The organism is Ruminococcus sp. RTP21204st1_B2_RTP21204_210225, from assembly GCF_040914135.1.
Classification (GTDB): domain Bacteria; phylum Bacillota; class Clostridia; order Oscillospirales; family Ruminococcaceae; genus Hominimerdicola; species Hominimerdicola aceti.
This window is the reverse complement of sequence record NZ_JBCPGA010000004.1, coordinates 21919-48475: the sequence shown is the minus strand read 5'-3', so window position 1 is coordinate 48475 and position 26557 is coordinate 21919. Positions and strand designations below refer to the sequence as shown.

Annotated in this window: 20 protein-coding genes; 4 read left to right on the top strand and 16 right to left on the bottom strand. The window is 44.0% G+C overall.

The annotated features are described in order from the left end of the window. Window positions 1-11 precede the first annotated feature (11 nt). Window positions 12-1289, top strand: a complete 1278-nt coding sequence (locus AB5123_RS02620; RefSeq protein ID WP_337812070.1) for an amidohydrolase — start codon at window positions 12-14, stop codon at window positions 1287-1289. Window positions 1290-1385: 96 nt separating this feature from the next. Here AB5123_RS02620 and AB5123_RS02615 read toward each other — a convergent pair whose 3' ends face one another. The 16 genes from AB5123_RS02615 to AB5123_RS02540 form a co-directional block, all read right to left on the bottom strand. Continuing rightward, window positions 1386-2180, bottom strand: coding sequence for a zinc-ribbon domain-containing protein (locus AB5123_RS02615; protein WP_337812071.1), 795 nt, complete (start codon window positions 2178-2180; stop codon window positions 1386-1388). Between the two features lie 35 nt (window positions 2181-2215). After that, window positions 2216-2719, bottom strand: coding sequence for a hypothetical protein (locus AB5123_RS02610; RefSeq protein ID WP_117957340.1), 504 nt, complete (start codon window positions 2717-2719; stop codon window positions 2216-2218). 67 nt (window positions 2720-2786) lie between these two features. Continuing rightward, entirely contained in the window at window positions 2787-3548 is a 762-nt protein-coding gene (locus AB5123_RS02605) for a zinc ribbon domain-containing protein (protein ID WP_302838944.1), read from the bottom strand. A 178-nt stretch (window positions 3549-3726) separates the two neighbouring features. Continuing rightward, window positions 3727-4557 carry a purine-nucleoside phosphorylase gene (locus AB5123_RS02600; protein WP_287214798.1) on the bottom strand — a complete coding sequence of 277 codons (831 nt, stop codon included), beginning with the start codon at window positions 4555-4557 and terminating at the stop codon, window positions 3727-3729. Window positions 4558-4571: 14 nt separating this feature from the next. Further along, on the bottom strand, window positions 4572-7547 hold the full coding sequence (locus AB5123_RS02595; RefSeq protein WP_278339739.1) for an ABC transporter permease: 2976 nt from the start codon (window positions 7545-7547) through the stop codon (window positions 4572-4574). Window positions 7548-7565: 18 nt separating this feature from the next. Further along, complete coding sequence (locus AB5123_RS02590) at window positions 7566-8618, bottom strand: efflux RND transporter periplasmic adaptor subunit (RefSeq protein ID WP_302832791.1); 1053 nt, start codon at window positions 8616-8618, stop codon at window positions 7566-7568. A 258-nt stretch (window positions 8619-8876) separates the two neighbouring features. Next, window positions 8877-9926 carry a carbohydrate ABC transporter permease gene (locus AB5123_RS02585; protein WP_117856911.1) on the bottom strand — a complete coding sequence of 350 codons (1050 nt, stop codon included), beginning with the start codon at window positions 9924-9926 and terminating at the stop codon, window positions 8877-8879. Between the two features lie 12 nt (window positions 9927-9938). After that, window positions 9939-11021, bottom strand: coding sequence for a carbohydrate ABC transporter permease (locus AB5123_RS02580; RefSeq protein ID WP_267300786.1), 1083 nt, complete (start codon window positions 11019-11021; stop codon window positions 9939-9941). Then, entirely contained in the window at window positions 11021-13498 is a 2478-nt protein-coding gene (locus tag AB5123_RS02575; RefSeq protein ID WP_368364497.1) for a DUF5696 domain-containing protein, read from the bottom strand. The genes AB5123_RS02580 and AB5123_RS02575 overlap by 1 nt, the downstream gene beginning before the upstream one ends. A 26-nt stretch (window positions 13499-13524) precedes the next feature. Then, window positions 13525-14154 carry a Yip1 family protein gene (locus tag AB5123_RS02570; protein WP_022287238.1) on the bottom strand — a complete coding sequence of 210 codons (630 nt, stop codon included), beginning with the start codon at window positions 14152-14154 and terminating at the stop codon, window positions 13525-13527. 1 nt (window position 14155) lies between these two features. Further along, window positions 14156-15766, bottom strand: a complete 1611-nt coding sequence (locus AB5123_RS02565) for a tetratricopeptide repeat protein (RefSeq protein WP_368364496.1) — start codon at window positions 15764-15766, stop codon at window positions 14156-14158. Between the two features lie 41 nt (window positions 15767-15807). Beyond that, window positions 15808-16710 (bottom strand): carbohydrate ABC transporter permease, encoded by a 903-nt coding sequence (locus tag AB5123_RS02560; RefSeq protein ID WP_022287236.1) that lies wholly within the window; start codon window positions 16708-16710, stop codon window positions 15808-15810. Window positions 16711-16728: 18 nt separating this feature from the next. Then, on the bottom strand, window positions 16729-17667 hold the full coding sequence (locus tag AB5123_RS02555; protein WP_022287235.1) for a carbohydrate ABC transporter permease: 939 nt from the start codon (window positions 17665-17667) through the stop codon (window positions 16729-16731). 17 nt (window positions 17668-17684) lie between these two features. Then, window positions 17685-20651 (bottom strand): extracellular solute-binding protein, encoded by a 2967-nt coding sequence (locus AB5123_RS02550; RefSeq protein WP_368364495.1) that lies wholly within the window; start codon window positions 20649-20651, stop codon window positions 17685-17687. Between the two features lie 131 nt (window positions 20652-20782). Beyond that, a complete protein-coding gene (locus tag AB5123_RS02545) occupies window positions 20783-21730 on the bottom strand; it encodes an ATP-binding cassette domain-containing protein (RefSeq protein WP_022287233.1) in 948 nt (315 codons plus the stop codon). Next, window positions 21723-22400 (bottom strand): ABC transporter ATP-binding protein, encoded by a 678-nt coding sequence (locus AB5123_RS02540; protein WP_117896617.1) that lies wholly within the window; start codon window positions 22398-22400, stop codon window positions 21723-21725. Before AB5123_RS02540 ends, AB5123_RS02545 begins: the two co-directional genes overlap by 8 nt. Before the next feature lie 809 nt (window positions 22401-23209). Here AB5123_RS02540 and AB5123_RS02535 point away from each other — a divergent pair. From AB5123_RS02535 to AB5123_RS02525, 3 genes are all read left to right on the top strand, one after another. Further along, the gene (locus AB5123_RS02535; protein ID WP_337812073.1) at window positions 23210-24682 is read left to right on the top strand and encodes a trypsin-like peptidase domain-containing protein; all 1473 of its coding nucleotides are present in this window, start codon (window positions 23210-23212) and stop codon (window positions 24680-24682) included. Between the two features lie 219 nt (window positions 24683-24901). Further along, the gene (locus AB5123_RS02530; protein WP_337777377.1) at window positions 24902-25270 is read left to right on the top strand and encodes an MmcQ/YjbR family DNA-binding protein; all 369 of its coding nucleotides are present in this window, start codon (window positions 24902-24904) and stop codon (window positions 25268-25270) included. 1 nt (window position 25271) lies between these two features. Further along, window positions 25272-26489: a pyridoxal phosphate-dependent aminotransferase gene (locus tag AB5123_RS02525; RefSeq protein WP_022287229.1), complete on the top strand. Its 1218-nt coding sequence runs from the start codon at window positions 25272-25274 to the stop codon at window positions 26487-26489. Window positions 26490-26557 lie beyond the last annotated feature (68 nt).

Sequence of the window (26557 nt, the reverse complement as noted above, 5' to 3'; positions counted from 1 at the left end):
GATAAAGAGCCATGATAAGATTTTTCGGCGGCAGGGTAATGACCCTTGCCAACGGCATAGAAACGCAGGATATAGAGGTCTGGACGGAAGGTTCAAAGATAGTTTTCGTTGGCAAGCCTAAGGCTGAGGAGCTTGACGGAAAGGTTTTTGAACGTGAATATGACCTCAAGGGAAATCTCCTTATGCCGTCATTCAAAAATGCGCACACTCACTCGGCAATGACTTTTCTGCGTTCATATGCTGACGATATGCCTTTGCAGGACTGGCTTTTTAAGCAGATCTTTCCAATGGAAGCAAAGCTTGACGGAGAGAAAGTTTACTGGCTCACGAAGCTTGCTATACTTGAATATCTCACAACAGGCTGTACGGCGACATTTGATATGTACTTTGAGCTTGACGATTATGTAAAAGCCTGTATAGAAAGCGGCTTCCGCTCTGTGCTTTGCGGTGCGGTGAGCGGTGACAAATCTAATCTTGAAAGGCTTGAAAACAACTATCTGAAATACAACGGCAAAGACCCTCTTATAAGCTTTATGCTTGGCTTCCATGCAGAATACACCTGCGAAAAGGAGCTTATGGAGGGCGTTGGCAAGCTTGCGGCAAAATACAAAGCGCCTGTTGCAATGCACAACTCGGAAACTGCAAAAGAAGTCAGAGAGTGCATAGAGAAATACGGCATGACGCCAACTGAGCTTTTTGACAGCTTTGGAATTTTCGACTTTGGCGGTGCAGGTTTCCACTGCGTTCACATGAGCGACAAGGATCTTGAGATATTCAAAAACAAGGGCGTATGGGCTGTTCACTGTGCAGGCTCTAACGTAAAGCTTGCGAGCGGCATTGCGCCTATCGTAAAAATGCAGGATATGGGCATAAACATTGCTATAGGTACTGACGGTCCTGCAAGCAACAACTGTCTTGATATGTTCAGAGAAATGTTCCTTATGACAGGATTGCAGAAGATAGCTTGCGATGATGCTTCTGCCTGCCCTGCTGACTCGGTGCTGAAAGCGGCAACTGTAGGCTCTGCAAGGGCAATGGGGCTTTCTGACTGCGACATTATTGCAGAGGGCAAGCAGGCTGACCTTATCGTTATCGACCTTTTTCAGCCTAATATGCAGCCTCTCAACAACATAGGCAAAAACCTTGTTTACAGCGGCTCAAAGCAGAACGTAAAGCTCACGATGTGCGCAGGAAAGGTGCTTTACGAGGACGGCGAGTTCAGGATAGGCGAAGAACCTGCTGTGATCTACAAAAAGGCTAACGAGATTATAGAGAGCATGAAAGATTAAATGTAGGGGCGGCCTTGGGTCGCCTTTATCTTTTACGCAAACACTGTGTTGACACAAAAAAGGGACGCTTTGAAACGTCCCTTTTTACATTATATTCTATTCTTCAAAGAAAAATGCTTCGTTTGCAGGATAGTCAGTTTCGTCCGTGAGAGTTACCACTGCACAGCCATTTGAGCTTTCGTCCTTTTTGCCGAATATCTGATCTCTGAAAAGCCAGAAAACGTCAACGCAGATAACAGCAAGTATAAGAATGATAAGTATTATCGGCACAAGTGCGCCTGCACCCTTTCCAGGTGTAACGCCGTTCATTTGATTCATCTGATTTGGCTGGATAGGCTGTCCACCCTGATTCATATGTGGCATTGCATTGTTCACAGGCTGAGCAGGCTGCTGATAGCCCTCTGGTGTAAGAACTCTCTCAGGCTGCTGAGGCTGTGGGGCAACGTTCGGTGTTTCCGCAACTGTTGGCGTCTGAGGTATTTCCACAGTTCTTGAAGCCATTGCAACTTCCTCGGCTGTCGGCTGTGCAGGCTGAACAGGCTTTGCAGGCTCTTGCCCTGGCAGATAAACGCTGTCCATAGTCGGCATATCAGGAGTTGTTGGCGGAATAGTCTGATTTTGCACAGGAGTATCGTCAAAATGCAGCTCAGGCACTTCGATAGACTCCATTTCAGGATTTCTCTCGTCCACTACAGGCTCGTCGGCAGGCGTTTCGTTCTGCGGCACAGCTGTTCCGCAGACGTTGCAGAACTTAGCCCCCGCATTAAGTGTATTTCCACACACTGAGCAGACCTTGCTCTTTATAAGCTTCTGCGGCATTCTTGTTCCGCAGGCAGCGCAGAACTTTGCACCGTCGGCAACAGGCAGACCGCATTTTGGACAATTTTCCATATTAATACCCTCTTTTCATATTATTATTGATCCCCTCAGCCCTTTTGGCTGAGATCAAATTTTTCGATAACTTTTCCGAAAATATACCAGTTGTTTTCTATTTTGACCACTGTTATCTCACGGCTGGCAGACAGCTCGCCGCTGTCAGTAGTCTCTGTGAGCTTTGCTGTCATTGTAACAGCTTTTTTGATAGTCACATTTTTGTGATAGCTTTCCTTATAGCTTTTTTCAAGGTTTTTCAAGCCGTCGCTGTCAAGCTCTTTTTTATTGCTGAGCTTATAAGAAAGCTCCGTTTTTTCCTCGCCCCTTGTGAGAAGCGTTTCCGCAAGGGCTTCGTTATAGCTGTCGCTGTTTTTATACTCCGCCTCCGCTTCTGGGGTAAAGCAGGAAAGATATGACTGCGTATCGCTATACTGCGCCGCTGTGACAAGTGTCGCCACGGGCTGTTCATATCCCAGGACAGCTCTTTCTTCCTTTCCGCAGGAGCAAAAGAGCATTGCCACACACAAAAGCATACACAGAACTGATATTTTTTTCATTGTGCAAACACCGCATTTTCAAAAACGGGCGGAAAATTCTCCGCCCGTTACTGATCGTTTATATATCTTAGAAACCTGTGCTTATTGGAAGGTCGCCCTCGTCGAGAAGTACCCATGTGCCGTCCATCTTGCCAACAATAACAGTTGTCTTGTCGGTCTTATCAGCGTCTTCGCCTTCGATAGTATACTTGATCTTTACCTTATAAGCCTTTTTAAGCTCATACTTTTTAGCCTTTTTAGCACTAAGCACAGAGGCAAGATCTGACATATCGTTGTAGCTGTCGATATCGTCTGAGTCTACCTCAGTCTTTTTAACTACCTCATAGCTTATCTCAGCGTCATCGCCGTATTTCTTTGTAAGTCTGTCTCTCTGATTTTCAGCCTCTTCGTCATAATCCTCATCGCTTATGTCAACGATACCGTCCAGTGCGTCTGCCATATCCTTATAATAAGGAGGCATAAGCTCTTCAAAAGCCTTACCGTCACCGTCATTGAGAACGTCCATAACGTTATTGATAGGAGTTTTCCAGCTTCCGCCGCCGAATATCATGCAAAGGATAACAACTACCAGAATAACAAGCACGAGCAGAACTGCCAGAACTGCGATAGTGAGCTTATTAGGCTTGTTTTTCAGATTTTTGATGTTTTCAACAGAAACAGCGTCCTTTATAGCGTTCATGTCGATATTCTTGGCTGCCTGCTGAAGATTTGCCATTGGTGAAGCGGTCTGCTGTGCAGGCTGCTGAGGTGCTACTGTTGCACCGCACTGAGTGCAGAAAGTCGCATTGTCATTAAGCTGAGCTCCGCACTGTCCACAAAATTTTGCCATATGATTATCTCTCCATATTCTTGATATATTTTTTGAAGATACTTACTTCATAATAATATATTAAACTATAGTGTTTGATTTGTCAATAGTTTTTCACAAAGTTTAGCAAAAAAGTACACATCATCAGCCCTTTTCGCACATTTGTTACATATTATTTTGAAAAAGCTGTTACAAAACCTTAAAGCTGTTTACCTATTCTTATGATGCTTTCAGTGATAAGCTTTTTGAAAAGGGGAGCAGCCTTGTCTGCACATTCCTGAACTTCAGCATGAGTGAGAGGATTATCCGTCATGCCTGCTGCAAGGTTTGCAACGCAGGATATTCCGCAGACTTTCATGCCTGCATGATTTGCGGCGATAGCCTCGCAGGCTGTTGACATTCCCACTGCGTCAGCACCGATAGTTCTTGCCATTCTTATTTCCGCAGGGGACTCGAAAGACGGTCCGGTGAGCTGGAGATAAACGCCATGGCGGAGGGTTATGTCAAGATCTTCTGCTGCACCTGAGATTATATCCCTGAGCTTTTTGTTATATATCTCGCTCATATCAGGAAATCTTGTTCCAAGCTCGTCGATGTTCTTGCCGATAAGAGGATTAGGAACAAAGCTTGAGATATGGTCTGTTATAAGCATGAAGTCGCCTGCCTTGAAGCCTGCGTTCACTCCGCCTGATGCGTTTGTAAGGAAAAGCACCTTTGCGCCCAACATTCTCATAAGTCTTGCAGGCAGCACAACGTCCTCCATTGCATAGCCCTCATAATAATGCACTCTGCCCTGCATTATAACAACAGGCACTTTGCCAACATATCCGAAAACGAACTGACCCTTATGACCCTCTACGGTAGAGGTCGGGAAGCCCTCTATATCCTTATAGCTGAGGGTGTATTTCACGTCTATGGAATTTGCATAATCGCCAAGACCTGAGCCAAGCACAAGGGCTACCTTTGGCTCAAAGTCTATTTTACTTTTTACGCACTCATAACATTTTGTAAGCTTTTCATAAGCTGTCATAAAATTTCCTCCTATCAATCCTCACCAAGCTTCAACGCCTGACTTATCTTTATCTTCTTTATAAGTCTGCCAAGCACCACAAAGGCTGTGAGCAGCATTACTCCTATAACTGCATAAAGCTTCAGATAGTCGCTGCGTTCAGGTATCACTGCAAACGGCGGCACTGACTGACTTGCGTCGAAGATGCTCTGGAACAGCGGTACGAAAAGGTCGCTTGTTACGCCACCGATAAAGATAGCGGCGAATATTGCAACGCCTGACACCAAAAGCTGTTCATAGACTATCATCATTATTATCTCTCTGAACTTCATTCCCATTGCTCTTAGGATACCAAACTGCAAAGTCCTGCTCTTTATGGAGAGTATCCAATAGATAAGGAAACCTATTATGCACATCACCATGATGATGATAAAGCCGAGAGTGAGAGCGCCGTTCATGCCCTGGAGCATAGGGTCGTTTTTCTTTTCTATGGTCTTCTGGCTTGCAGATTCAAGGGTGAGGGGTTTAATGCCTGCTTTGTCTATTGAGTCATAAAACTCCTGAACAGAAGCTCCGTCTTTGAGCTTGAACCATACCTCATAAGGCTCCATGCTTGTCTGAACGTTCACATAATCGTAGTTCATAACGGCAAAGTCCATATAACCGCCGTTTTTCGCCTCTTTATAAGGGCTTAGTCCCGGCCAGTAGTCAACAAAGGCAAGGACGGTCACTTCAAAGGGCTCGTTTCCGCCCCACTTACACTCTACAGTATCACCAAGCTCCAGACCATAGCTCTTGAAGCTTGAAGAGAGGATAACTCCCGGGGTGTACTCTGCGAGGGCGTTCAGGTAGTTATTTAACTGAACCGGCAGAAGTCTGTCCTCAAATTTGCAGACCTTTGAGAAATCGCTTGGCACTATGGTCATAAGCTGGACATTGCTTGTTGAGCTTTTGCCTGAGCTTGTGTCAACGCTTTGGTCAAGGAAATCGTCACGGGTCTTTTCCTCATCGTCAGACTTTGTCTGCTGTCTTGGAACGTTCATTTTGTTTGAAGATATGGTCACGTCGTCTTTTCTTAAAACCTTTGTGACATTTTCCACTCCTGCGAGCTTTTCAAATCGCTCAAAAACAGGCTCTACATACTGTATGGTAGTTTCTGTATCTTCTTCGTCGCTTTCTTCGGAAGTCTGCTTTGTGCCTGTTTGAGCTGCCTGAGATGCGCTTTGAGGAGTGGTCTGCTGTGCAGATTCTATTTTACTGCTATACCACTGCTCTGTAAGAACAGCGTCGCAGCCAACCCCATAGGCAACGCTTTCCTCGGCATTTCTGTTCAAGGCTCTTGCGGTATTTGCAAAGAACACGCCCAATGATACAGTAAGAACAAGGAACAGCATCAAAAATCTTTCCCTGCCCGTTGAGGAGCGACCGATATTAGTCAGTGAAACATACTGTGCAGGCGACCACACTCTTCTGCCTATTCTTGCGAGAAGCCTTATTATATAAGGATAGATCCTTATAAGAAACAGACCAAGGCCAAGTATAAAGGCAGTGGAAGCCACGAACATTATAGGGTTTACTGTTGCGGTGGTATCTGTTACACCCTCTGCAACAAGCTTTTCCTGAGTTTTGTTGTAATAATAAAGCCAGCCAACTGAACCGCCCACAAGGATAAAATCAAGGCAGACCTTTTCCCACAGAGCGTGCTTTTTCTTTTTGGCTTTTGACTGCTTATGCTCAACAATAGTTGTTTTTGTGGCAGGAACGATCGGTATCATAGTTGTGACAAAGAACACTGCCACGGCTATTGCCGCATAGACGACAGCTTCTATTGTCATATGAACAGGGAGCGAACGCCTGTTGACAAACTCCAAGAATCCGTTTGACGCACCAAGTACCTTGCAAAGTCCAAGACCTGCGAATGGTCCTATTATAACGGTCAGAACGCCCAGTACGAGAGATTCCAGAGCATAAATGCCCATTATCTGCAAGCGGCTTGCTCCACGGCTTTTGAACACCGCTATCTCATTACGCTCCTGCTCAACGTTGAGCTGCGACACCATAAAGAGATAGAATATTATCATAAGTATGACAGGTATCTGCAAAAGCCACAAAACAAGCTGGAGCTGTGATGAACGGCTCTCATAGTCCTTGAGGATATCTGAGGCAGGCATCGAAAAGCCTATGGAATTTTCACCAAAATAGGTCTTTTGCTTTGCTATCATTTCGTTTGTGCTTGCAAGGTCAGTCATATTCATGGAAGCATAATCCACCGCATAGTTATGGACAGCCTTTGTGATATTCACAACGCCAGTATCAACGCAATCCCCGAGCATTGTGTCATAATCTGTAAAGACAACGGCTGTATACTGAGAATCAAGACCCTCTGCCCAATATGCGTCATTTTCGTCCTTAACGTCAAAAACGCCCACGATTTCTATTTTTATTGAATTGTTATCATCAAACACGTCGGCTATCTCATATACTGTGTTTATAGCAAGCTCTGTGCTTTTCATGGCTTTTTCTGTGGCAACGCACTCGTAAACGCCGTCTGAACGCTTGCCTGCAGTGAACATTCTGCCCTGCTTTATGCTGATATGGTCGGAGATATCCGTCATACCGCCGAGAGTGAACCTTGCCTGCGAATTGCCATCTGAAACGGCAAGTGAACGCACATAGAGATACTCGTCACTTATATACTTCTTATCAAGCTTTTCAGGCAGACCAAGCTCCTTGAACTTAGCCTCCACTTTGTTATTATAATTCTCAACAGCTTTCTGCTGCTCACTGCCTGAGATATCCATTTTCAATCCATAGCTGGTATTATACGCACCTGGATAGATCTCATATTCTGTCTGGAACGACTCAAGATCCTTTACAAGCATTCTTTGCAGAGAAGCGTTCATATAAATAGGGATAGTGCTCATCATGGCAGACGCCATAACAAAGCCTATCAGCAGGCAAAGCACCATCCATTTGGTGTTTCGCATTTTACGGAACAATAAGGTGAACATAAGCTTATCCTTTCAAACCTATCTGATAACAATTTCGTCGCCCTCTTTAAGACCCGATCTTATCTCGGTCTGAGAGCCTGTAGAAAGTCCTGTTTCCACTTCAACGGCAGTTTTTTCACCGTTTTTCAGCACATAAACTACCTTTGTGCCGTCAACCTTTTTTATCAGATTATTTGAGATAACGATAGCGTCCTTTACGCTGTCAAGGACAAGTATCGTATCTGCAAGCTGACCCACTGTTTCCGCAGGGGCGGTATCTTTGAAACGAACATAGATAGTGTCCGCCTGATAATCTATACCTGTATCGTCAACATTGTTATGATCCTCTTTCTGCTCTTCCTGATAATCCGCAAGCTTTTTAGGAGTCATAAAAACAACACCGTCATAATAATCCTCGCCTATCCTTATCTGCACTTCTGTGTCGATATCATACTGGGTGAGGTCGTCAGGCTGTATTGCGATATAAAGAGCCGAAGTGTCTATAACAGTTGCGATAGTCTGACCCGGATTTACGTTGTCGCCTGCTCTTACGTCAGAGAGTGACGAAACAACGCCGTCTATAGGTGATTTCAGGCTTGAATCCTCCTTCTGAGCCTGAAGCTTTTCAAGTTCTTTTTCAAGGAGCTGAACGTCAACATAAGCAGAGTCTATCTCTGCCTGAGAGCCGCCGCCCTCATAAATTATATCAACTTTAAGCTTTGCTTTTTCGAGATAAAGCTGTTTTTCTTCTATCTGATAGTCAAGGTCATATGTATCAAGGTCACAGATAACATCACCCTTTTTGACCTTATCGCCTGCTTTTACATAAAATTTTGACACTGTGCCGCTCTGCTTTTCATAAGAAAGAGTATACTGATTTTCCGCTGTGACAGTGCCCGTTGCGACTATCTTCTTTTCAAGGTCCTTTTTCTTTGCCGTCACTGTGGAATATGTAACATCGCTTGCCTTCACGGTCGGTGCATCGAGGACTTCCTCCTCGTCAGGAAGCAGATAGCAACCCCCTGCGGAGAGGCACATTATCGCTGATACTGCGGCAGCAAAAAGCTTTTTTAAATCAACTTTTATATTCATGTTCAGACTCCTAACTGAATATTTTTATAAACAACTTACCATGGGCAATAATACCCAAAGTAATTATATCAAAAAAAAAATGTTTTTTCTATACACGATTGTACTAAATTAACCTGACATTTCAAAGCAATATGCACAATTGCGTTGCTTTATATATGTACAAATTTAATAAGTTTTAAATATATGAACATAAAAAGGGCTTCACGCAAAAAAAGTCCCGCACCGAAGTGCAGGACTCTTGATAAGCTTATTTGCAAATTAGTTTGCAAGACCTGATCTTTCAACACCCTCGATAAAGTATCTCTGGAGAAATACATACATAATAAGGATAGGTGTGATAGAAAGCAGACAACCTGCTTCAAGCCATACGATTATCTGTCTTACAGATACCGCCTGACCGTCGAAGAGCTGCTGAGTCAGGTTTGTATTCAGGTTCTTCAGCATAAGAGCAACAGTGTCGTTCTGTGTGAAGAATGATGATGATACATAGTAGTCGTTCCAATACCAAACGATAGAGAACAGGAATACTGTCAGGAACGATGACTTTGCGTTAGGACACATGATAACAAGGAATGTTTTCAGTGGGCTGCAGCCGTCGAGGTATGCAGCATCTTCAAGCTCCTTAGGAAGTCCTCTGAAGAACTGACGGAAGATAAAGATAAACAGACCTGCACGGAGTCCGTTTGCAAACAATGCAGGAAGATACATTGTCCAACCGCTGTTGATAAGCGATGTTGATTTGCCAAGTGTGAATACCTTAGCGAGCCACTCTGGCTTGAAGTAAGCATACTGGAGGTAAAGTGGGATAGTTGTGATCTGTGGAGGTACGATGATCATAAGAACAACGATACCGAACAGGATTCCCTTACCTTTGAACTTAAATCTAGCGAAGCCGTAGCCTGTGATAGAGCAGGTGATAACCTGAAGGACAGAGGCCACGAGGTTAAGGATAACTGTGTTTACAACAGTATCTTCAAACTTCATTACTCCCCAAACGTCCTTGATGTTATCAAGTGTGAAGCTCTTAGGGATCCAAACTACTGATGGGTCGTTCATCTGCTCATTTGGTCTGAACGCAGTTGAAAGCATGAATATCAGTGGATAGAGGATTACGAAGCACAGACCAAACAGGATAAGGAACCTGAAGAACGGCCAAACCATTCCGATCGCTCTTCTTCTTCTGTTATAGCTGATCTGCTCAGGGGTGAGATATTTCTCAAGACCCTCCTCTTTCATCTTCTTATAACGGGCTTTAATAGCAGCCTTTCGTTCTTTTTCGAACTCTTTTTCTTCTTTTTTAGTTGCCACTTAAATCCCCCCTTATTCTACTTCATAGTAAACGAACTTATTAACAAGTGCTACGACAAGTGCAAGGAATACTGCTACGATAAGGAAGTATGCCCAAGCCATTGCCGCTGAGTAGCCATGCTCCCAGTTGCTTGCCTTGTTAAGAACGATCGTCATAACTTCGTTCTGTGGATCGACGAATGAGTCAACGATTGTATAAACCACGCTTGAAAGTATCATTGGGCTGATATAAGGAATTGTGACTTTCCAGAAGAACTCCCATGAAGTTGCACCCTCGATCTGGGCTGCTTCCTTAGCTGAGAGCGGGATACCCTGAAGTGCTGAAAGCACCAGAAGTATCTGGATACCTGAGTTCCATACAAGGTTCAGGATGTCGGTGGTCAGCGAGTTTATTATCTCAGTGAGCTTATCACTGATGTTGTAGATACCGAGGAAATTCAGCAGCTGGTCAACGAGGTCAGCCTCGAACATTGAGCTGAACTGCTCAGATCCGCCTGCGTATCCGCCTGTGCTCATGTTACCGTTGATGATGTCGATAACAGGACCTGTAGCGATGATAACAGGGAGGAAGAATACTGATCTTGCGAATGTTCTTCCCTTGAATTTCTGATTAAGGATAACTGCGATAAAGATAGAGAATATGAGGATAAGAGGAGTTCTCAAAACCGTATTCTCGATCATTGCTACCAGAGCCTTGGAATAATCCTGATCCTTACGGAAAGCGTTTACATAGTTTTTCCAACCGATAAAGGACATTTTCATTCCGCCCTGAGTTACCTCAGTTTTGTTGAATGAGTAAATGAGAGATTCTATAAGAGGCAGGATAAAGAAGTAGATAGTACCCAGCGCCCAGATCGCTATAAATCCGTAGCCGTAAAGTCCTTTTCTTTTTTCATAAGAAAGTCTGTGCTTCTTTTCCTTCATCACAGGTGCAGGAGCGACTGCCTCAGCGGCAGGCTCTTCTGCGATTATCTCCTCTGTTGAAATATCTTCTGTAACAGCCTCAGCGTCATTTTCCTTTTCGACTGTATCTTCAAGATCCTCAGCCTTAACAGCCTCGATCTCTTCAGGAGTGTTTTTGATCTCTTCGCTCATTATTCTGTCAAACCTCCTTCTATACAATCTGCAAGGTCATAGACCTCTGTGCCTACGGTAGCTGTTGCGTTCTTCTTATCAACACTGATAACAACGTCTGAAGCTCCGTCCTTTGAATAAGTTGTGGTAAGAACGTTCTTGTCATCGCTCAGCTCATACTTTGTGATCGTATAATCTGAAACGCCTGAAAGTATGCTGCTTACCTTTTTGTACTGATTAGCCGCAAGATCCGTCCAGCCTGCATAGTTTGAATAATACAGGTCGTCATATTCTGTATCCTGAAGCGTATCAGCGTCAGCGTATGTCATATCATAGTGTATCTGCGAGCCTGAAGCCAGTGAAAGCAGGAATGTTTCATCTGAATTTGAGCTCTTATTGATAGGTGTTGAAGCGTAGTCAACATATCCGTGAATGACCATCTGATAGAACGGGATATCGAAATCTGTTACGTTGAATCCACTGGAGTAAACAGGAACGTTTGAAACGTTTGTTACATATGGGAGAACGTAAGAGTTCGCACCGTCTGCGAATACTGTACTGATCTTCTCGCTCGCACTCTTATAGCCGTCAACGATAGTATTCATGGTCTTGCTTCTGCTTGAAGGATCCTTCTTTGAATAGTCAGAAACAAGCTTTGTTGAATAATCACCGAAGCCGATAGAAGTGAGCTTTTCATCAGTATAGCTCTCGAGCATTTCTGTGAACACATTCGAGTACTTGTTTGGTGTGAGCAGAGCAGGTGAAACTCCCTTTTCTGCAACACCGAAGGCCGGGCTGTATGATGACTGTCTTGAATAAGCATTTGAAACTCTGATAGCTGTGCTTGTAAGAGTCATATATCCCCATGAACCACTGTCCATCTTGAAGTTGTTCATTGAAGGAACGATCTTCATATTATCGTCCTTTGAGATAAGCTTATCAAATGCGCTTGAACCACCAAGCTTGCCGGACGGAGATACCTCTGTGGATATCTTGTTCTTGATAGAGTCATTTGTCCAGTCGTTATAGTTGACAGTTATGTTGTCAACTCCGCCGTCCTTGAGGATATCAAGTATATCGGAAGCCTGATCGAAGCCAGTGATCTCTGTTTTAAGATTGAATGGGATACCGAGAATAGAAGTATCCTTCATAACGCCGCCATAAAGGTCAACGTAAAGATCGCTCTTATTTGCCTGAGTCTTAGCTGTAAGACCCCTATTATTGATAAGGTAGTTTCTGTAGACCTCAGCGCAGTCGGCGTAGTTAAGATCCTCGCCGTTGTCTGAATCAACAGGATAATAACGAACTCCAAATCTCTCGGTCTTTATTCCGTTCTTCTCGAACACTGTGATCTTGTTTGAGTTATCACCGCTCATGAAGAATGAGTCTGAGCTTCTTGTTTCAAACTCGAAGTAACAAGTGTTGTAAGCCTGCTTTTCCTGTCCGCATACCTGAGCGTGAGCATAAACGTTTGACTCACCGTCAGAAGCAACGCAAACAAGTCCGGATGAACCGCTTACCGTTGCAAGGACCGGCATATAAGCCTGCTGAGTGGTTCTTGGAGCTGTTATTGGAACGGCTGTATAATCTCTGCCGAATACCTGCTGATTATAGTCAGCGTACTCGGTCTTGCCGTTGTTGTAGTTTATTACAGCACCGCTTCCGTCAGGAACTATCATATAGCCTGTCGCAGTTGAATCAGCAGCGCCGAAGTTAGGGCAGAACTCGATCTTTGTAAGCACCTTTCCGTCTACCTGAGAAGTGTTTTTCTCCTCGATCTCATCTGAATCGCAGTAAACATAGAGGTTATCGTCCTCAAGAACATAGTGTATCTTGAGCTTCACACCATCAGAAACGTAGTTATATGTAGCAACAACGCCGTCTGAATTTTTCTGCCATTTTACCTTTGCCTTGTTGGAGTAAACCGGAGCAGGGGACTCTGTTCTCTTTTCCTGTCTAAGGTCACCGACTCTGATAGCGGCACTTGCAGCGATCTGCTTTCTCTGGGCATTTTTCATTGCTGTGCCCTTAACCGTGTCGATAATTGTCTGGTCAGCCTGAACATTTATAGGCGAAGTCCACCAATACTTACCTGAAGCCTTTACATAAAGACAAAGTCTTTCGTTTTCTTCGTCAAGATAAAGAGCTATCTTGTCGTTCTCTGTTATCTTTTCGCACATTGCAAGAGCTTCTTCGTCAGTTATAGGCTGAACCTCGTCGTCCTTGCTTGCTGTAGTAGTTGTTTTCTCATCGGCTGCTGAGTCTTCAGCAGCTTTATCGCTGCTTTCATCGGCAGTAGCTGCTGCGTCGGAAGCGTCAGCTGAGCTTGTATCATCAGCCGCTGAATCGACACTGCTGTCAGTATCCTTTACTGCGGCGCTTGAATCAGCCTGGCTTGAACTCTCGTCAGTGGAAGAAACCACCATTGACCCCAGAGGCATCAGCATTGTAAGGCAGATAGCAAAGACAACTGCTTTCTTGTAACTTTTGTTATGCATTTATTATTTACACCACCGTTTCTGTTTTAGCCTCTGATCCTGTACATGATCTCAGTATAAACTGAGTAACCGAATACATATACCTGCTGGAACAATGAAAGGAGAAGTATCGCAAGGAACAATATAAGAAGCATTGCGATGATCGTACCAATAATTGAAGCAAGTGTTTTTCCGAATGAATACTGGTGAACGGCTCTCATTGCCTGCACCATAAGGATAACAGACCAGCCGATGCCAAGATACTGGATTGCTGTGATCCAGATCGACTCGTCCTGTACCAGAACGTTTGAGAAGATCACTGCGATAAATGTGCAAACGATGTAAGGAACAAGAGAATATGCAGAATAGATGCAGATCTTTTTAAGCGTACCTTCACCGTCGAGAAGTGTGCATATTGCCCAGTTGCCGAGTACCCAAGTGAAGAAGTAAACTACAGACTGAACGATAAGCGGAACAACGTTGAATACTTTAACGTAGCTGTCATTGAACTGGAAGCCTGTGAGCTGTCTGTCAACGACCATTGCAATAAAGAGGAAGAGAACTATGAGCATCGATATTTTCATTGAGCCTTGTTTCTTCCATCTCAGGTCCTCAAAACCTTCAACAGGGTGGAAAACACAATGCTTGAGCCAACCTACCGGAGTAAATTCATACATATCAGTTTCCCTCCTTCTTTTTGCGCTTGATGAGCTTTATGCCCTTTTTCTTGAGAACTGCTTTTACGATGAGCAGGACGATCAAAACGATAATAACTATCATTATAACTGTGAAGTTATCTCTGAGCCATTCTTCTCTTGCATATTTGAATGCCTTATCGTAATCGTCCTGATCGTAAGCTGTTTTGAAGTAATCAAGAGCCTTCATATACTCGCCGTCGTTAAGGCAAGCCTTACCAAGTCCGACATAAGCCATTGCATAGCCGCCGTCTCTCTTTATAACTTCTTCCCAGTCAGCTCTTGCGTCTGAGTATCTACCCTCGTCATAGAGGAGAACTGCTCTGTGAACGACATTACCGAAAGTTGTTTCAGTATAAACTGTGATATCGTTCTTTGTTCCGTCAAGGATATAGACCTCGTTGCCTCTTGCCTCGATAGCGTTTGGTCCAAGGAAGCTTCCTGCCTGATCAGAAGTGGAGTTCTTTGTACCAAAGATGCAAAGAAGATTACAGAGCTTATCATACTGGAACACTCTGCCGTTTTCATAGTCAAGAACATTTATTGTTCCGTTGTCAGAAACGCAGATATCTGTAAGTCTGCACTTATAAGTTTTATTTGTTGTTGAATCATACTCTGAAGCAACGTCACCAAATGAATACTCATCACCGACTGCGTTATCCCAGATGTTATAACCAGCTGGGTTAAGCTTCTTAACAGCGTCGGTCGTAGTATTTGCAGCCTCAGTAACAGTGTAGATAAATCCGTCTGCGTCGATATCGAAGTTTGCATACTCGACCGGAACGTTTCTTGTCATTGCTGAGATCTGCTCGTTTGAAGCGATCTTTCTCCACAGCTTCTGAGCGATAACGGCAGCTGTTACCTCAACACGGTTAGCACCGTAGAAGCCCTGGAACTCACCGTCCTTATTGAACTGAACAGAACCTGTGTTTACTGACTTACAAACAACGTAGATATTCTCTGCCTTATCTGCAAGTATCTTTGAAGGGTTGAATGTTTCGGAATCATAAAGCTTTGTGTCAGGCTTTGTGTATTCCTGCACCAGAGTCATTTCTGTGCCTGACTCAACAGTACACTTAACAGCCCTTGAATTGTCTGTATCTGCGATGTAAACATAAAGCTTATCATCAAAGATGCTCTTTTTGACATATATGCCGTTAGGATTAAGGAAGGTCGATTTTCCGTCCTCGCCTACAGATATTTCTGTAGAGCCTGTGAATCCGGTATAACAGCCTGTTACCTTAAGATCAGTATCAAGACGGAGTATTCTGTTGTTGCCTGAATCGCACACCCAGAAAGTATCGTTGTCCTGATCGTAAAAGAGGTCTTTTGCATCTGAGAGCTTTGCAGGAGCGTCATCGCTTATATAAAGCGGGTCGCTCGGATCTGAAAGCCTGTCAAGACCCATATCTGCACCTGTTACAGTCTTTTCTACACGGTAGGCACTCTGCGATGGGATCGCATCGTCCCAATAGTCGTAGTTATAGGCTGTATAAGGCTCATCTGCGAAAGCAGTCACGGTCATGGTCAGCGCCAGACCTGCTGCAAGTGCCGCAGAGATCATTCGTTTTAGAGAGATTTTATTTCTCGACACTACTTATCACCTTTTTTCCTTTTCTATAATCTAAGTTCAAATTAATCCTTCATACCTGAGTTAGCCATTGTTTCCATGACGTTGCCCTGAGCTACAAGGAATACGATCAGTGGTGGTATCAGAAGTACAACTGCTGCGGCAAATGTAACGCCCTGACGAGCAAGACCTGCTGCTGTGATCTGCTGTACAACTGTAGGTAGTGTTTTGAGCTGCTCGGAGTAGATAAGTGCTCCGCCCTGAATGTTCCATGCTCCCTGGAAAGCGAAGATGATAAGTGTCATCAAAGCTGGCTTTGAGTTTGGAACGACGATCTGCCAACAGATCCTGAACAGACCTGCGCCGTCCACCTTAGCCGCTTCCACCATGGAGTCGTGGATGGTTGTCATGCTCTGACGCATGAGGTAAAGACCCATTGATGTTGAAATGCTTGGGAGGATCAATGCCCAGTATGTATCGATCATATGGAGCTTAGCCATTACGAGGAACTGCATGATCCATGTTGCATTTGAGGAGAACAGGAGGGCAATAACGATGATCTGGTTAATGACCTTGTTTCCTGGGAATTTACACTTTGCAAGAACGAATGCTGCGCAGCAGCAAACGAAAAGGTTGCAGATACAAATTACTATTGTAATAAAGAAGCTGTTGAAGATATATCTTGACAGCGGTACCTGCCATGAGCTTGCGGCTACCTTGAACATATCTGAGAAGTTGTTGGTAGTCGGATTCAGTACATAAAGCTTTGGAGGGAACACGAACAGCTCCTCAACAGGCTTCATAGACTGGATAACTGAGTAATACAGCGGGAACACCATGAATGCACCAAGGAGACAGAGGAATACGAAAATAACTATATCTCCGCCAAGAGAACCATTGACTCTCGCCTTTTTCTCTTTGACCTTCAGCTTTTCAATAGACTGCTGCTTTTTTCTTTTTCTAGCCATTTTATATACTCCCCTCCTTTAGTCAAGATACTTGCCTAAGAGCCAGTTGATACCCTTATTGGCAAGGAGCATTGCAGCGAACAATACGAAACATATTGCTGACGCATAACCCATTTCGTAACGAATGTTACCATAGTCTGTTGCGTGGTTCATGATCGTGTGAGCTGCATAGTCTGTTGAAGGCAGACCTACGAGGTTCTGACCAACAACACCGACTGTGAATGATGCTGAGATCTGGATAACGGCAGCGAACAGAAGCTGTGGTCCCATTGAAGGGATAGTGATGTAGAAAAGCTCCTGCCATCTGTTCTTGATACCCTCGATAGCACCTGCTTCGTACATTGACTTATCAATGTTCTGGAAGCCTGCACGGATAGCAAGGAAGCCTGCACCCATTGACATCCAAAGCTGAACGATGATAACAACTGTAAGGATATAGTTTGTATCTGTGAGCCACTGTGCAGGTTCGTTCAGGATACCCAGATCGATAAGCACAGCGTTCAGGTAACCGTAGGAGTCACCTGACAGGATAAGCTGCCAGGTAACATATACGGAAGTTGTCATAGAAGGTGCATAGAACACGAATGTGAAGAAGGTTTTGAGGAATGCGTTCATCTCGTTTATCAGCCAAGCAATGATAAAGCTGAGGATATAAGAGAACGGTCCTGTGAATATCGCAAAGATAAGAGTGTTTCTTACTGCGATAAGGAATACGTCGTCGTTAAGGAACAGCGTATAGAAGTTTGAAAGTCCTACGAACTTAGGAGTTTCGATCATGTTAAAGTTTGTAAAGCCCATTGGCAGCGACATTACGACAGGCACTACCGTGAAGATAATGAACAAAGACATGAAAGGCAGGAGCATTGCATAGCAAGCCTTGTTGGTTTTCATCATGTGCCATGTGTACTTCCACTTGCCCTGTTTTATCATAGGCGCTTCAGGATTGGTTTTGGCCATTAGTTACTCCCCTTTCATTAATTGTCGTACAGACCAAGATCTTCAAGCTTACGAGTGATCTCGTCATTGATATCCTTATTGTACCAGAACAGTGTATCACGAGCGTTGTCGTAGTCATTAACTACAGCTCTGAATGCGTTCATAACGTTTCTTGTTACACCGTAAGATGCAGGAATGATCGGGATCTCTACCTGTGAATTAAGCTGGTCAAGAAGAAGATTTACTTCTGAAGTTGTCCAAGACAACTGCTGAAGAGCTTCTTCGTTAGCTGTTGCATATCTACCCATTGTACCAAGGATAGACTCGATGTTGTTACCGTACTTGACCTGAGCGTCAGTTGAGGTGAACCACTTGATGAAGTCCCAAGCGCCCTCCTGATCTGCTGCCTTTGTGAAGATAATAGCACCTGAACCATTGGAGTTTGCTGCGTGGTTGATAGTTCCGTCTTCCTGAACAGTACCAGGAACTGGCTGGAATCCCCAGCAGCCCTTGATCTCAGGAGCGGCTACAGAAAGCTGGTTATAGAATGTGTAGTTCTGGATAACTACCGGCATATCACCTGTTCTGAAACGTGTGAATGCGTCATATGTCTGCTGGAAGCTGTATGTTGTATAGAACTTTGTCCAAGTATCGAAAGCGTTTACAGCCTCCTGAGTATCGAATGTTGTCTTTGTCTGCTCTTCGTTGTAGTAGTTAAGACCCTGCTGGAGAAGGAGCATAGCGAATGTGTTACCAGGCTCTGTGATAGCAGATACCTGAGTTGTTCCGCCTGTGCTTGTCATTACAGGGAGGATAAGACCAACTTCAAGGTAGTTTCTCTGAAGTGTTGGCAGACAGTTAAGAAGTCCGTCCCAGGTGTTAAGATCTGTTGCTGGGTCGATACCGTACTCGCTGAGGATATCAGAACGATAGAACAGCATTGGGAAGGTCTGGTCACATGGAAGACCGTATGTACCGCCGTTGTACTGATAAAGAACAGTAGCGTCGTCTGCAAAACGTGTCTTTACCTCGTCAAAGTCGCTGAATGTGGTGAGATCTGTAAGAACGCCACGGGCTGCAAGCTGGATAGGGAAGTCGCCGCCCATGAAGAGAGCGAGGTCAGGACCCTTGCCTGCAAATGTAGCCTCAACGATACCACCCTGAACGAGCTTAAGATTGATCTTTGTTTTAGCTGTTGGATTGTATTCACTTGAAATGAGCTGCTGGAGAGCCTCAGCGTTATCACGACCGAGCATTACCCAGCACTCCATAGCGCTTTCGTCCTCATCGGACAGTGCGTTGTAGTCCTCAAAGAATGAACCGATAAAGCCCTTGAAGCCGAAGCCAAGTGAGCCAAAGAATGACTTGTCACATGAAGTGAAATCCTGATCGGAAGTAGCTACTTCGATCATATCGACCTCAAGAGGCTGCTCACGATACTGGTTTACGAAAGAAGAAACCGATGTGATGTTATCCTTGATCTGTGACATCATCTCAGGGATAAGGTCAGGCTTCTTTATACACTTATCAAGAACGATAGCCATTTTCTCAAGAGTTTCAGCCTCAGTTCCGCCTGAACCTGAAAGCTTCTCGATCTCAGCCTTCTTATCTCTCAATGTCTTAGCATATTCCTTGAAATCAGGAACGATAGAAGGGATGGCTGTGTCGATCATATAGTTGTTGTATTCATCAGGATCAGGACCTGTGATCTGTCTGATCTGTCTATAGTAGCTGTTTATGTTATAAACAAGCTCATCCAGATTGCCCATGATCTCACCGATCTCACCAGGAACTGCTTCCAGAGAAATAGTGTTTGTGCCTGCCTGGAGGTAGAAATAAAGATCGTCGCCATTTTCAGACTTTGGCGTTGTGATGCTCCAGTCTGTATCGTAGTAGAACTTTATCTGATTAGCTTCAAGGCAAGGTACTTCGCCATTGACATAAAGACGTCTGTTGGAGTACATACCTCTCATCTGATCCTGTCTGCCTCTTATACCTATTTTATAGTAGCCAGCCTTGTCAACATTGAACTCCCATGTTACTGTCTGAGTTGACTGCGTCCAGCTTCCTGAACCGATAGTATTATATCTTGTTTTAGTAGGGCTTGAGCCGTTTGCGCTCGATGTGAGATAAGAGCTCTTATCTGCTGTAGGATAAAGAGTTCTTGATGACTTGTAGGCAGCAGTTTCACCCTCAAGAGTGATCTTCTGTCCCTGAGCCTGTGTCAGATCGCTGTCTGATGGTGCTGTGTAAGCAGCAGGTGCTTCATACTGATAGAAAGTAAAGCTCTTGACAGCAAACTCAGCCTTTTCAGATTCAAATGTTATCGTATGTTCGCCTGCCTCCATATAGAACTCCAGCGGCTCGTTAAACAGTCCGTCGATGTCCTCCAGAGGAGTTTCCTGCCAGCATGGAGTCGATATCTGTCCAGGACGGATATCGTTCTGTCTTGAATCCTGTTTGATCTCAAATTCGTTGATCCATCTCTTGCTCAGCGTGATTCTTGACGCTGTTGCATATGGGCTTTCGCCGTCGATAAGCAACGAAAACTCAACGTCGTTTGTGTTGCTTTCAAGTGCCTCATATATCATCTTGATATTGTAGACGCCTGTTTCAGGAATGTTCACCGTCCAAGAAACTGAACCCTCCTGATTTGCCCACTGCATAACATCATTCTCTCCATCTACTGTAGTTACAGTGATCTGAGCGTCTGTTACTGAAGCAGGATCGTAATCCTTTCCCAAGACCTCGACTGTCTTATCAGGTCTTGCAGCGTCGGTATACTTCTTTACATAGTTAGTATAAGAAGTCTGACGGATCGAATCGGTACCCGTCGTGGCAGCGGAGCTTCCGTCGCCTGTTGCAGAATCATCAGCAGTTGCCTGCGTGCCTAGAGTGCTGTCGTCCGCCGCTTCACTGTCTGCAAATGCTGGAACCGATGCGCTTGCACACAGAGCAAGTGCCAATGCGGAAGCAATAACACGCCTAAACATTGTGTCTTTCACTATGAATCCACCTTTCTAAATAAATTGCTTTTGGTTTTGCGAGAATCAAGCCTACTTAATTACATTCTAATATAAATAGTATAGAACCTCTTCATTATGTGATCCCCCACGGGAAATAAAGAAAATAAAGCTTACGTCCCCCCCGATCTGAACAGCACAAGCTTTTCGCCGTTCTCATCAAGTTCGACCTTGACCTTATCGCCGCCTTTTATCTCAAGAGCGTCCATAAAGTCCTTCGGGAGCTGCAGCCGACCAGATCTGTCGAGGACGATAAGCTCTTCATGAGCCGTTTCCTCGCTGTTCTCAACCAGCACGATATCTCCCATTTCATTAAGCTCCTCCACATAAGAACGCTTTCTTACGATCTCAGAGCTTGTTCTTCCATCTCTGATAGCCACCACTCTGTCGATATGATCGGCAAGCTTAAGGTCATGGGTAACGATCACTATAGTGATCTTCTCATCTTTATTAAGCTCCTTGAATATATCAAGTATCATATTGGAAGTCTTTGTATCCACCGAGCCTGTAGGTTCATCAGCCAACAGTAATCTCGGATCGTTTGCTAATGCAATAGCTATTGCAACTCTTTGCTGTTCGCCTCCCGACATCTGGTCGAGCCTGCTGTTTTTCCTTTTCAGCAGTCCCACTCTGTCAAGCAGCTCCAGTGCTTTCTGCCGTCTTTTATGCTCGCCGTTGAGCAGCATAGGGAGCTCAACATTCTGCACAGCCGTAAGATACGGCACAAGATTTCTTGCATTATTCTGCCACACAAAGCCTACGGTGTTCCTTTTATACTCCATATAATCCTTATCAGTAAACTTCAGAAGGTCCTTACCGTCCACATAAAGGTTTCCCGCCGAAGGCTTATCAAGTCCTCCAAGCATATTGAGCAGCGTCGATTTACCACTTCCTGAGTTTCCGACGATTGCCATAAGTTCTCCACGCTCGACATCCAGGTCAAGTCCTTGGAGCGCCACCACCTCAACATCAGAAGTTTTGTAGATCTTCACCAGATTTTCACACCGTATCATATATTTATCATTGTCGGCAGCTACAATAGTATCAAGTTCATCACTCAACTATCTCACCGTCCTCTAATGTATAAACCTTATCAGCTATATCTATCATGCTGGGGTCGTGAGTGGTCATTATGATAGTCATCTCATCTCTCGCCACCAGCTCTTTGAAAAGCTTTACAACGTGGAGCGCAGTTGCCGTATCAAGCTCGGCAGTAGGCTCGTCCGCAAAAATTATGTCAGGCTTATGTGCGATAGCTCTTGCTATAGCAACTCGCTGCTGTTCACCACCGGACATTTCCCCCGGTCGGTGGAACATTCGCTTTTCAAGTCCCACGCTTCGCAGACATTCCCTTGTGCGCTTATCCCTTTCTTCATATGGATATTTCGCAAGTCTTAGACCAAAGTCAACGTTTTCATAAGCGGTCATTCCCGACATGAGTGCCACAGATTGGAACACGAACGCCATTTTATACCGTCGTATATCATCTCTGGCTCTTTCAGAAAGCCTTGTAATATCCCGTCCGCCAAACATGACCTTGCCCTTTGTTGGCTTGTCAAGCGCTCCAAGAATATTGATAAGAGTAGTCTTACCGCTTCCTGAACGTCCTCTAAGGATCGTCAGCTTGCCCTTTTCTATTTCAATGTTGATATTTTTCAGCGCATTCACAACGCTTCCGTCGCCGATCTTAAAGTCACGGCACAGATCTTCAGTTGAAAGTATAGTGTCCATGCCGCATGGCTCCTTTATCACATCAAACAGAATCTTCGCCCTAATCTCATCCACTGCATTGGTCATTTTGACCTATGTAATATACTCAAACAAAGGTTAAAATATTTGTGCATTATTCACATATCGTGTCAGAAGCACACAACGACCACAACATATTGTATTTCTTGTACAATATGTTCAAATTTCGGGCAATAAATTATGCAAATCAGCCCACAATTTTATGTAAAATGCCAAAATGGGTTCATTCAGCTAATCTTAATTATATCAATTTCTCTGTATTTTGTCAAGGATGTTAAACGTTTAAGATAACATAAAAACGAGGCTTGCGGAGGATTTAGTCACCTTAAACAAACTATAAAATCATTTTTTGTGCATTTCGCAATAAATCTTGTCAAAAAAGGTTGAAAACTCTGTAGCCGTCAAGATTTTAGCTTTCAATTAATAATAATTTTACATTTTGAAGAATAAAATCCGAAAAATTTCTACTGATATGCACAAAAAACATTTGATATATTTATTTAAAATATGCAAAAGCAAAACTGTTCTTAACATTATGTAAAAGGAGGCAAAAAAAACTATACAAAAAGGCATTTGTGCAATTTGAACCTATAAAAAAGCCAAATGTGAAAGAAATAAGCCTGCAATATGACGCAATATTCCCGTAAAAAACATTAAACATTGTCCTATTTATCATACAGTTTTCACATAAACAAGTATAATATTAGATAACGAAACAAGAAAGCCCCACAAGGGGCGGTTAAAATTGACTACCACGGCTCACGCCGCTGACATACCAGGAGGTTTTCATCATGAATGAATACAAAAACAACAACTTCAATGATAACAATAATAGCAATTTTGAGAATAGCTATACACAGCAAAACGGATATAATCAATATCAGGCTCAGGCAGGCAGCGTGAATGAGTTCACATACAATCCTAATAAGAAAAAGTCAAAGGGCAAGAAGGTGCTTTCAGGCATTATTGCAGTGCTTTGCGTTGCAGCTATCGGAACTACTTCCATTGTAGGCTACAATCTTGTTACAGGAAAGAACGCTGTAGGCTCTTCAAACAACGGCACCGTTGTTTCAAAGGACGACAGCTCATCAAACAGTGCAAAAAACACTGTTGACCGTTCAAATCTGCCAACTATCCAGCAGCTCTCAACTCCGTCCGACGCACTGACTATCCCTGAGATAGTAAAGAAGGTCTCACCTTCTGTTGTAGGCATCTCCTGTATCCTTTCAAACGGCACTGCAACAGGTTCAGGTATCGTAATGAGCGAGGACGGCTACATCGTAACCAACGCACACGTTGTTGACGGTGCTCAGTCTATTTCAGTTGTGCTTCCTGACAGCTACAACGATACTTCAAGCAAATCAGATGACAGCAAATCAAGCTCTGACAGCAGCTCTGATGACGATGAGGACAACCTCACATACACAGCTACCCTTGTAGGCAAAGACACTCAGACTGATATCGCAGTTTTGAAGATAGACGCAAAGGGACTTACAGCCGCTGAGTTCGGCACATCTGCAGATCTTCAGGTAGGTGAAGCTTCTATCGTAATAGGCAACCCACTTGGCTTCTCACTTGCAAACTCTGTAACAGCAGGTATAATCTCCGCAACAGACAGAACGCTCACTGTTGAGGACAGGACAATGAATCTTATCCAGACAGACGCTTCTATCAACAGCGGTAACTCAGGTGGACCACTCATCAACGCATATGGTCAGGTAATAGGCATCACCTCTGCAAAGGTATCATCATCTGTGGGCGAGGGACTTGGGTTTGCTATCCCTATCGACGAGGCGCTCCCTATTGTTGAGGACCTTATGAAGAACGGTTACGTTACAGGCAGACCTAGCCTTGGAATTTCAGGCACAGACATCACAAGCGCATATTCATCATACTATGGTATCCCACAGGGATTCCTTGTAAAGAGCGTTACTAAGGGAAGCGGCTCTGAAAAGGCTGGTATTCAGGAAAATGATATCGTTATAGGCATAAACGGAACTGTTATATCAAACATCAGCGAGCTGAATGAGATAAAGAACAAGTGCAAAGTCGGCGACACTGTTCAGCTTACTATATACAGAAACAAGAAAATGATAAATGTTGACGTTGTTCTCGGCGAGTCCACAGAGGACACTTCTGAGTCAAATGACAATGACCAGAACAACAATAACAATAATAATAACAATAACAACGACGACTACAACGATTACTATGGAAACTATGGCAATGGTCTTGGCGGCTATAATTACGGCTATGGTTTCTAAATAACAAAGCTTTCTTCATATTTTTCATATTCTTTTACTTCAGGGAAAAGGCTGTTCCGAGAGATCGGGACAGCTTTTTTCTTGACTTTCTTCTTGACAGAGGGTCAAAGCAGTGTTATTATAATAAGGTATACTATTAAGGCAACACCGCACAAAGACCACCTGACGATTTTGCCTTAAACGAGTACACTTCTTTATTTTGCAAAGGTCGGTGATTTTATGACAAAAGAAGAATATATTGACTTTTGCGGCTCTATTGCAGGTGCGACATATGACCAGCCTTTCAACGAGGACTTTCAGTCCACTGCACTGCGCCACTGGGACACGAAAAAGTGGTTCGGGCTTTTGATGCTCCACAATGACAGGTGGATAGTAAACTTAAAGCTAAAACCCGAAGAAGTGCTGTTTTACAGGGATATCTACAAGGGCGTGACGGAAGCTTATCACATGAACAAGGTCCACTGGATAACATTGTATCTCGACAGCGACGTGCCAACAGAGGAGATAGAAGATCTTACCCTCAGAAGCTTTGAGCTTACAAAGAGTAAAGATAAAAAGAAAACCAAAAAGCGAAAGGAAGCTTTATAAAATGAGAACTTTTTCAAAATCAAGCAAGCTTGATAACGTGTGTTATGATATAAGAGGTCCTGTTATGGACGAAGCAAATGAAATGATAGCAAAGGGAGAGAAGATATTCAAGCTCAATATCGGAAACCCTGCTCCGTTCGCATTCAATGCCCCTGACGAGATAATACAGGCAATGACAGACAATCTGAGAAACGCTCAGGGCTATTCCGATTCAAAAGGTATAACAGAAGCAAGACAGGCTATTTATGATTATGCACACTTTAAGGGCATACCTGTTGAAAGTCTTAACGATATCTACACCGGAAACGGTGTTTCCGAGCTTATCACAATGGTAATGCAGGGTCTTCTCAACAACGGTGACGAGGTGCTTGTTCCTGCCCCTGACTATCCGCTGTGGACAGCTTCCGTTACTCTTGCAGGCGGTACTGCCGTTCACTATATTTGTGATGAAAGCTCCGAATGGTATCCTGACCTTGAGGACATGGAAAAGAAGATAACAGACAAGACAAAGGCTATCGTTATCATCAACCCTAACAACCCGACAGGTGCGGTATATCCAAAAGAGATACTTGAAAAGATAGCAGACATGGCAAGACGTCATGAGCTTATCATATTCTCAGACGAGATATATGACAGACTTCTTATGGACGGCGTTGAGCATACTTCTATCGCTTCACTTTGCCCTGACGTTTTCTGCATCACTCTTAACGGACTTTCAAAGTCACATCGTATCGCAGGCTTCCGTGTAGGCTGGATGACCCTTAGCGGTGATAAGAGCAGAGTAAAAGGCTACATAGAGGGTCTTAATATGCTTTCAAGCATGAGGCTTTGTTCAAATGTACCGAGCCAGTATATAATCAAATATGCTCTTGGTGATTACACAAAAACTGACGATCTGCTCCTGCCGGGGGGACGTATCTACGATCAGAGAGAGTATATCTACAACGCACTTAACAGCATTGACGGTCTGTCGGCTGTAAAGCCTAAGGCGGCATTCTATATTTTCCCTAAGATAGACGCAAAGCGTTTCAACATCACAAATGACGAGCAGTTCGTGCTTGATTTTCTCCGTGAGAAGAAGATACTTCTTGTTCATGGCGGCGGCTTCCACTGGGAACAGCCTGACCATTTCAGGATAGTTTATCTTCCTAAGCTTGAGGATCTTGAATACTCCATGAATGAAATGAGAGATTTCCTCAAAGACTACAAGCAGAAGTAAAACTGTAGAGCGGACAGTGTTCGCCCAATATGCTTTTATGCTCATACCATACATCTACAAACACAGAC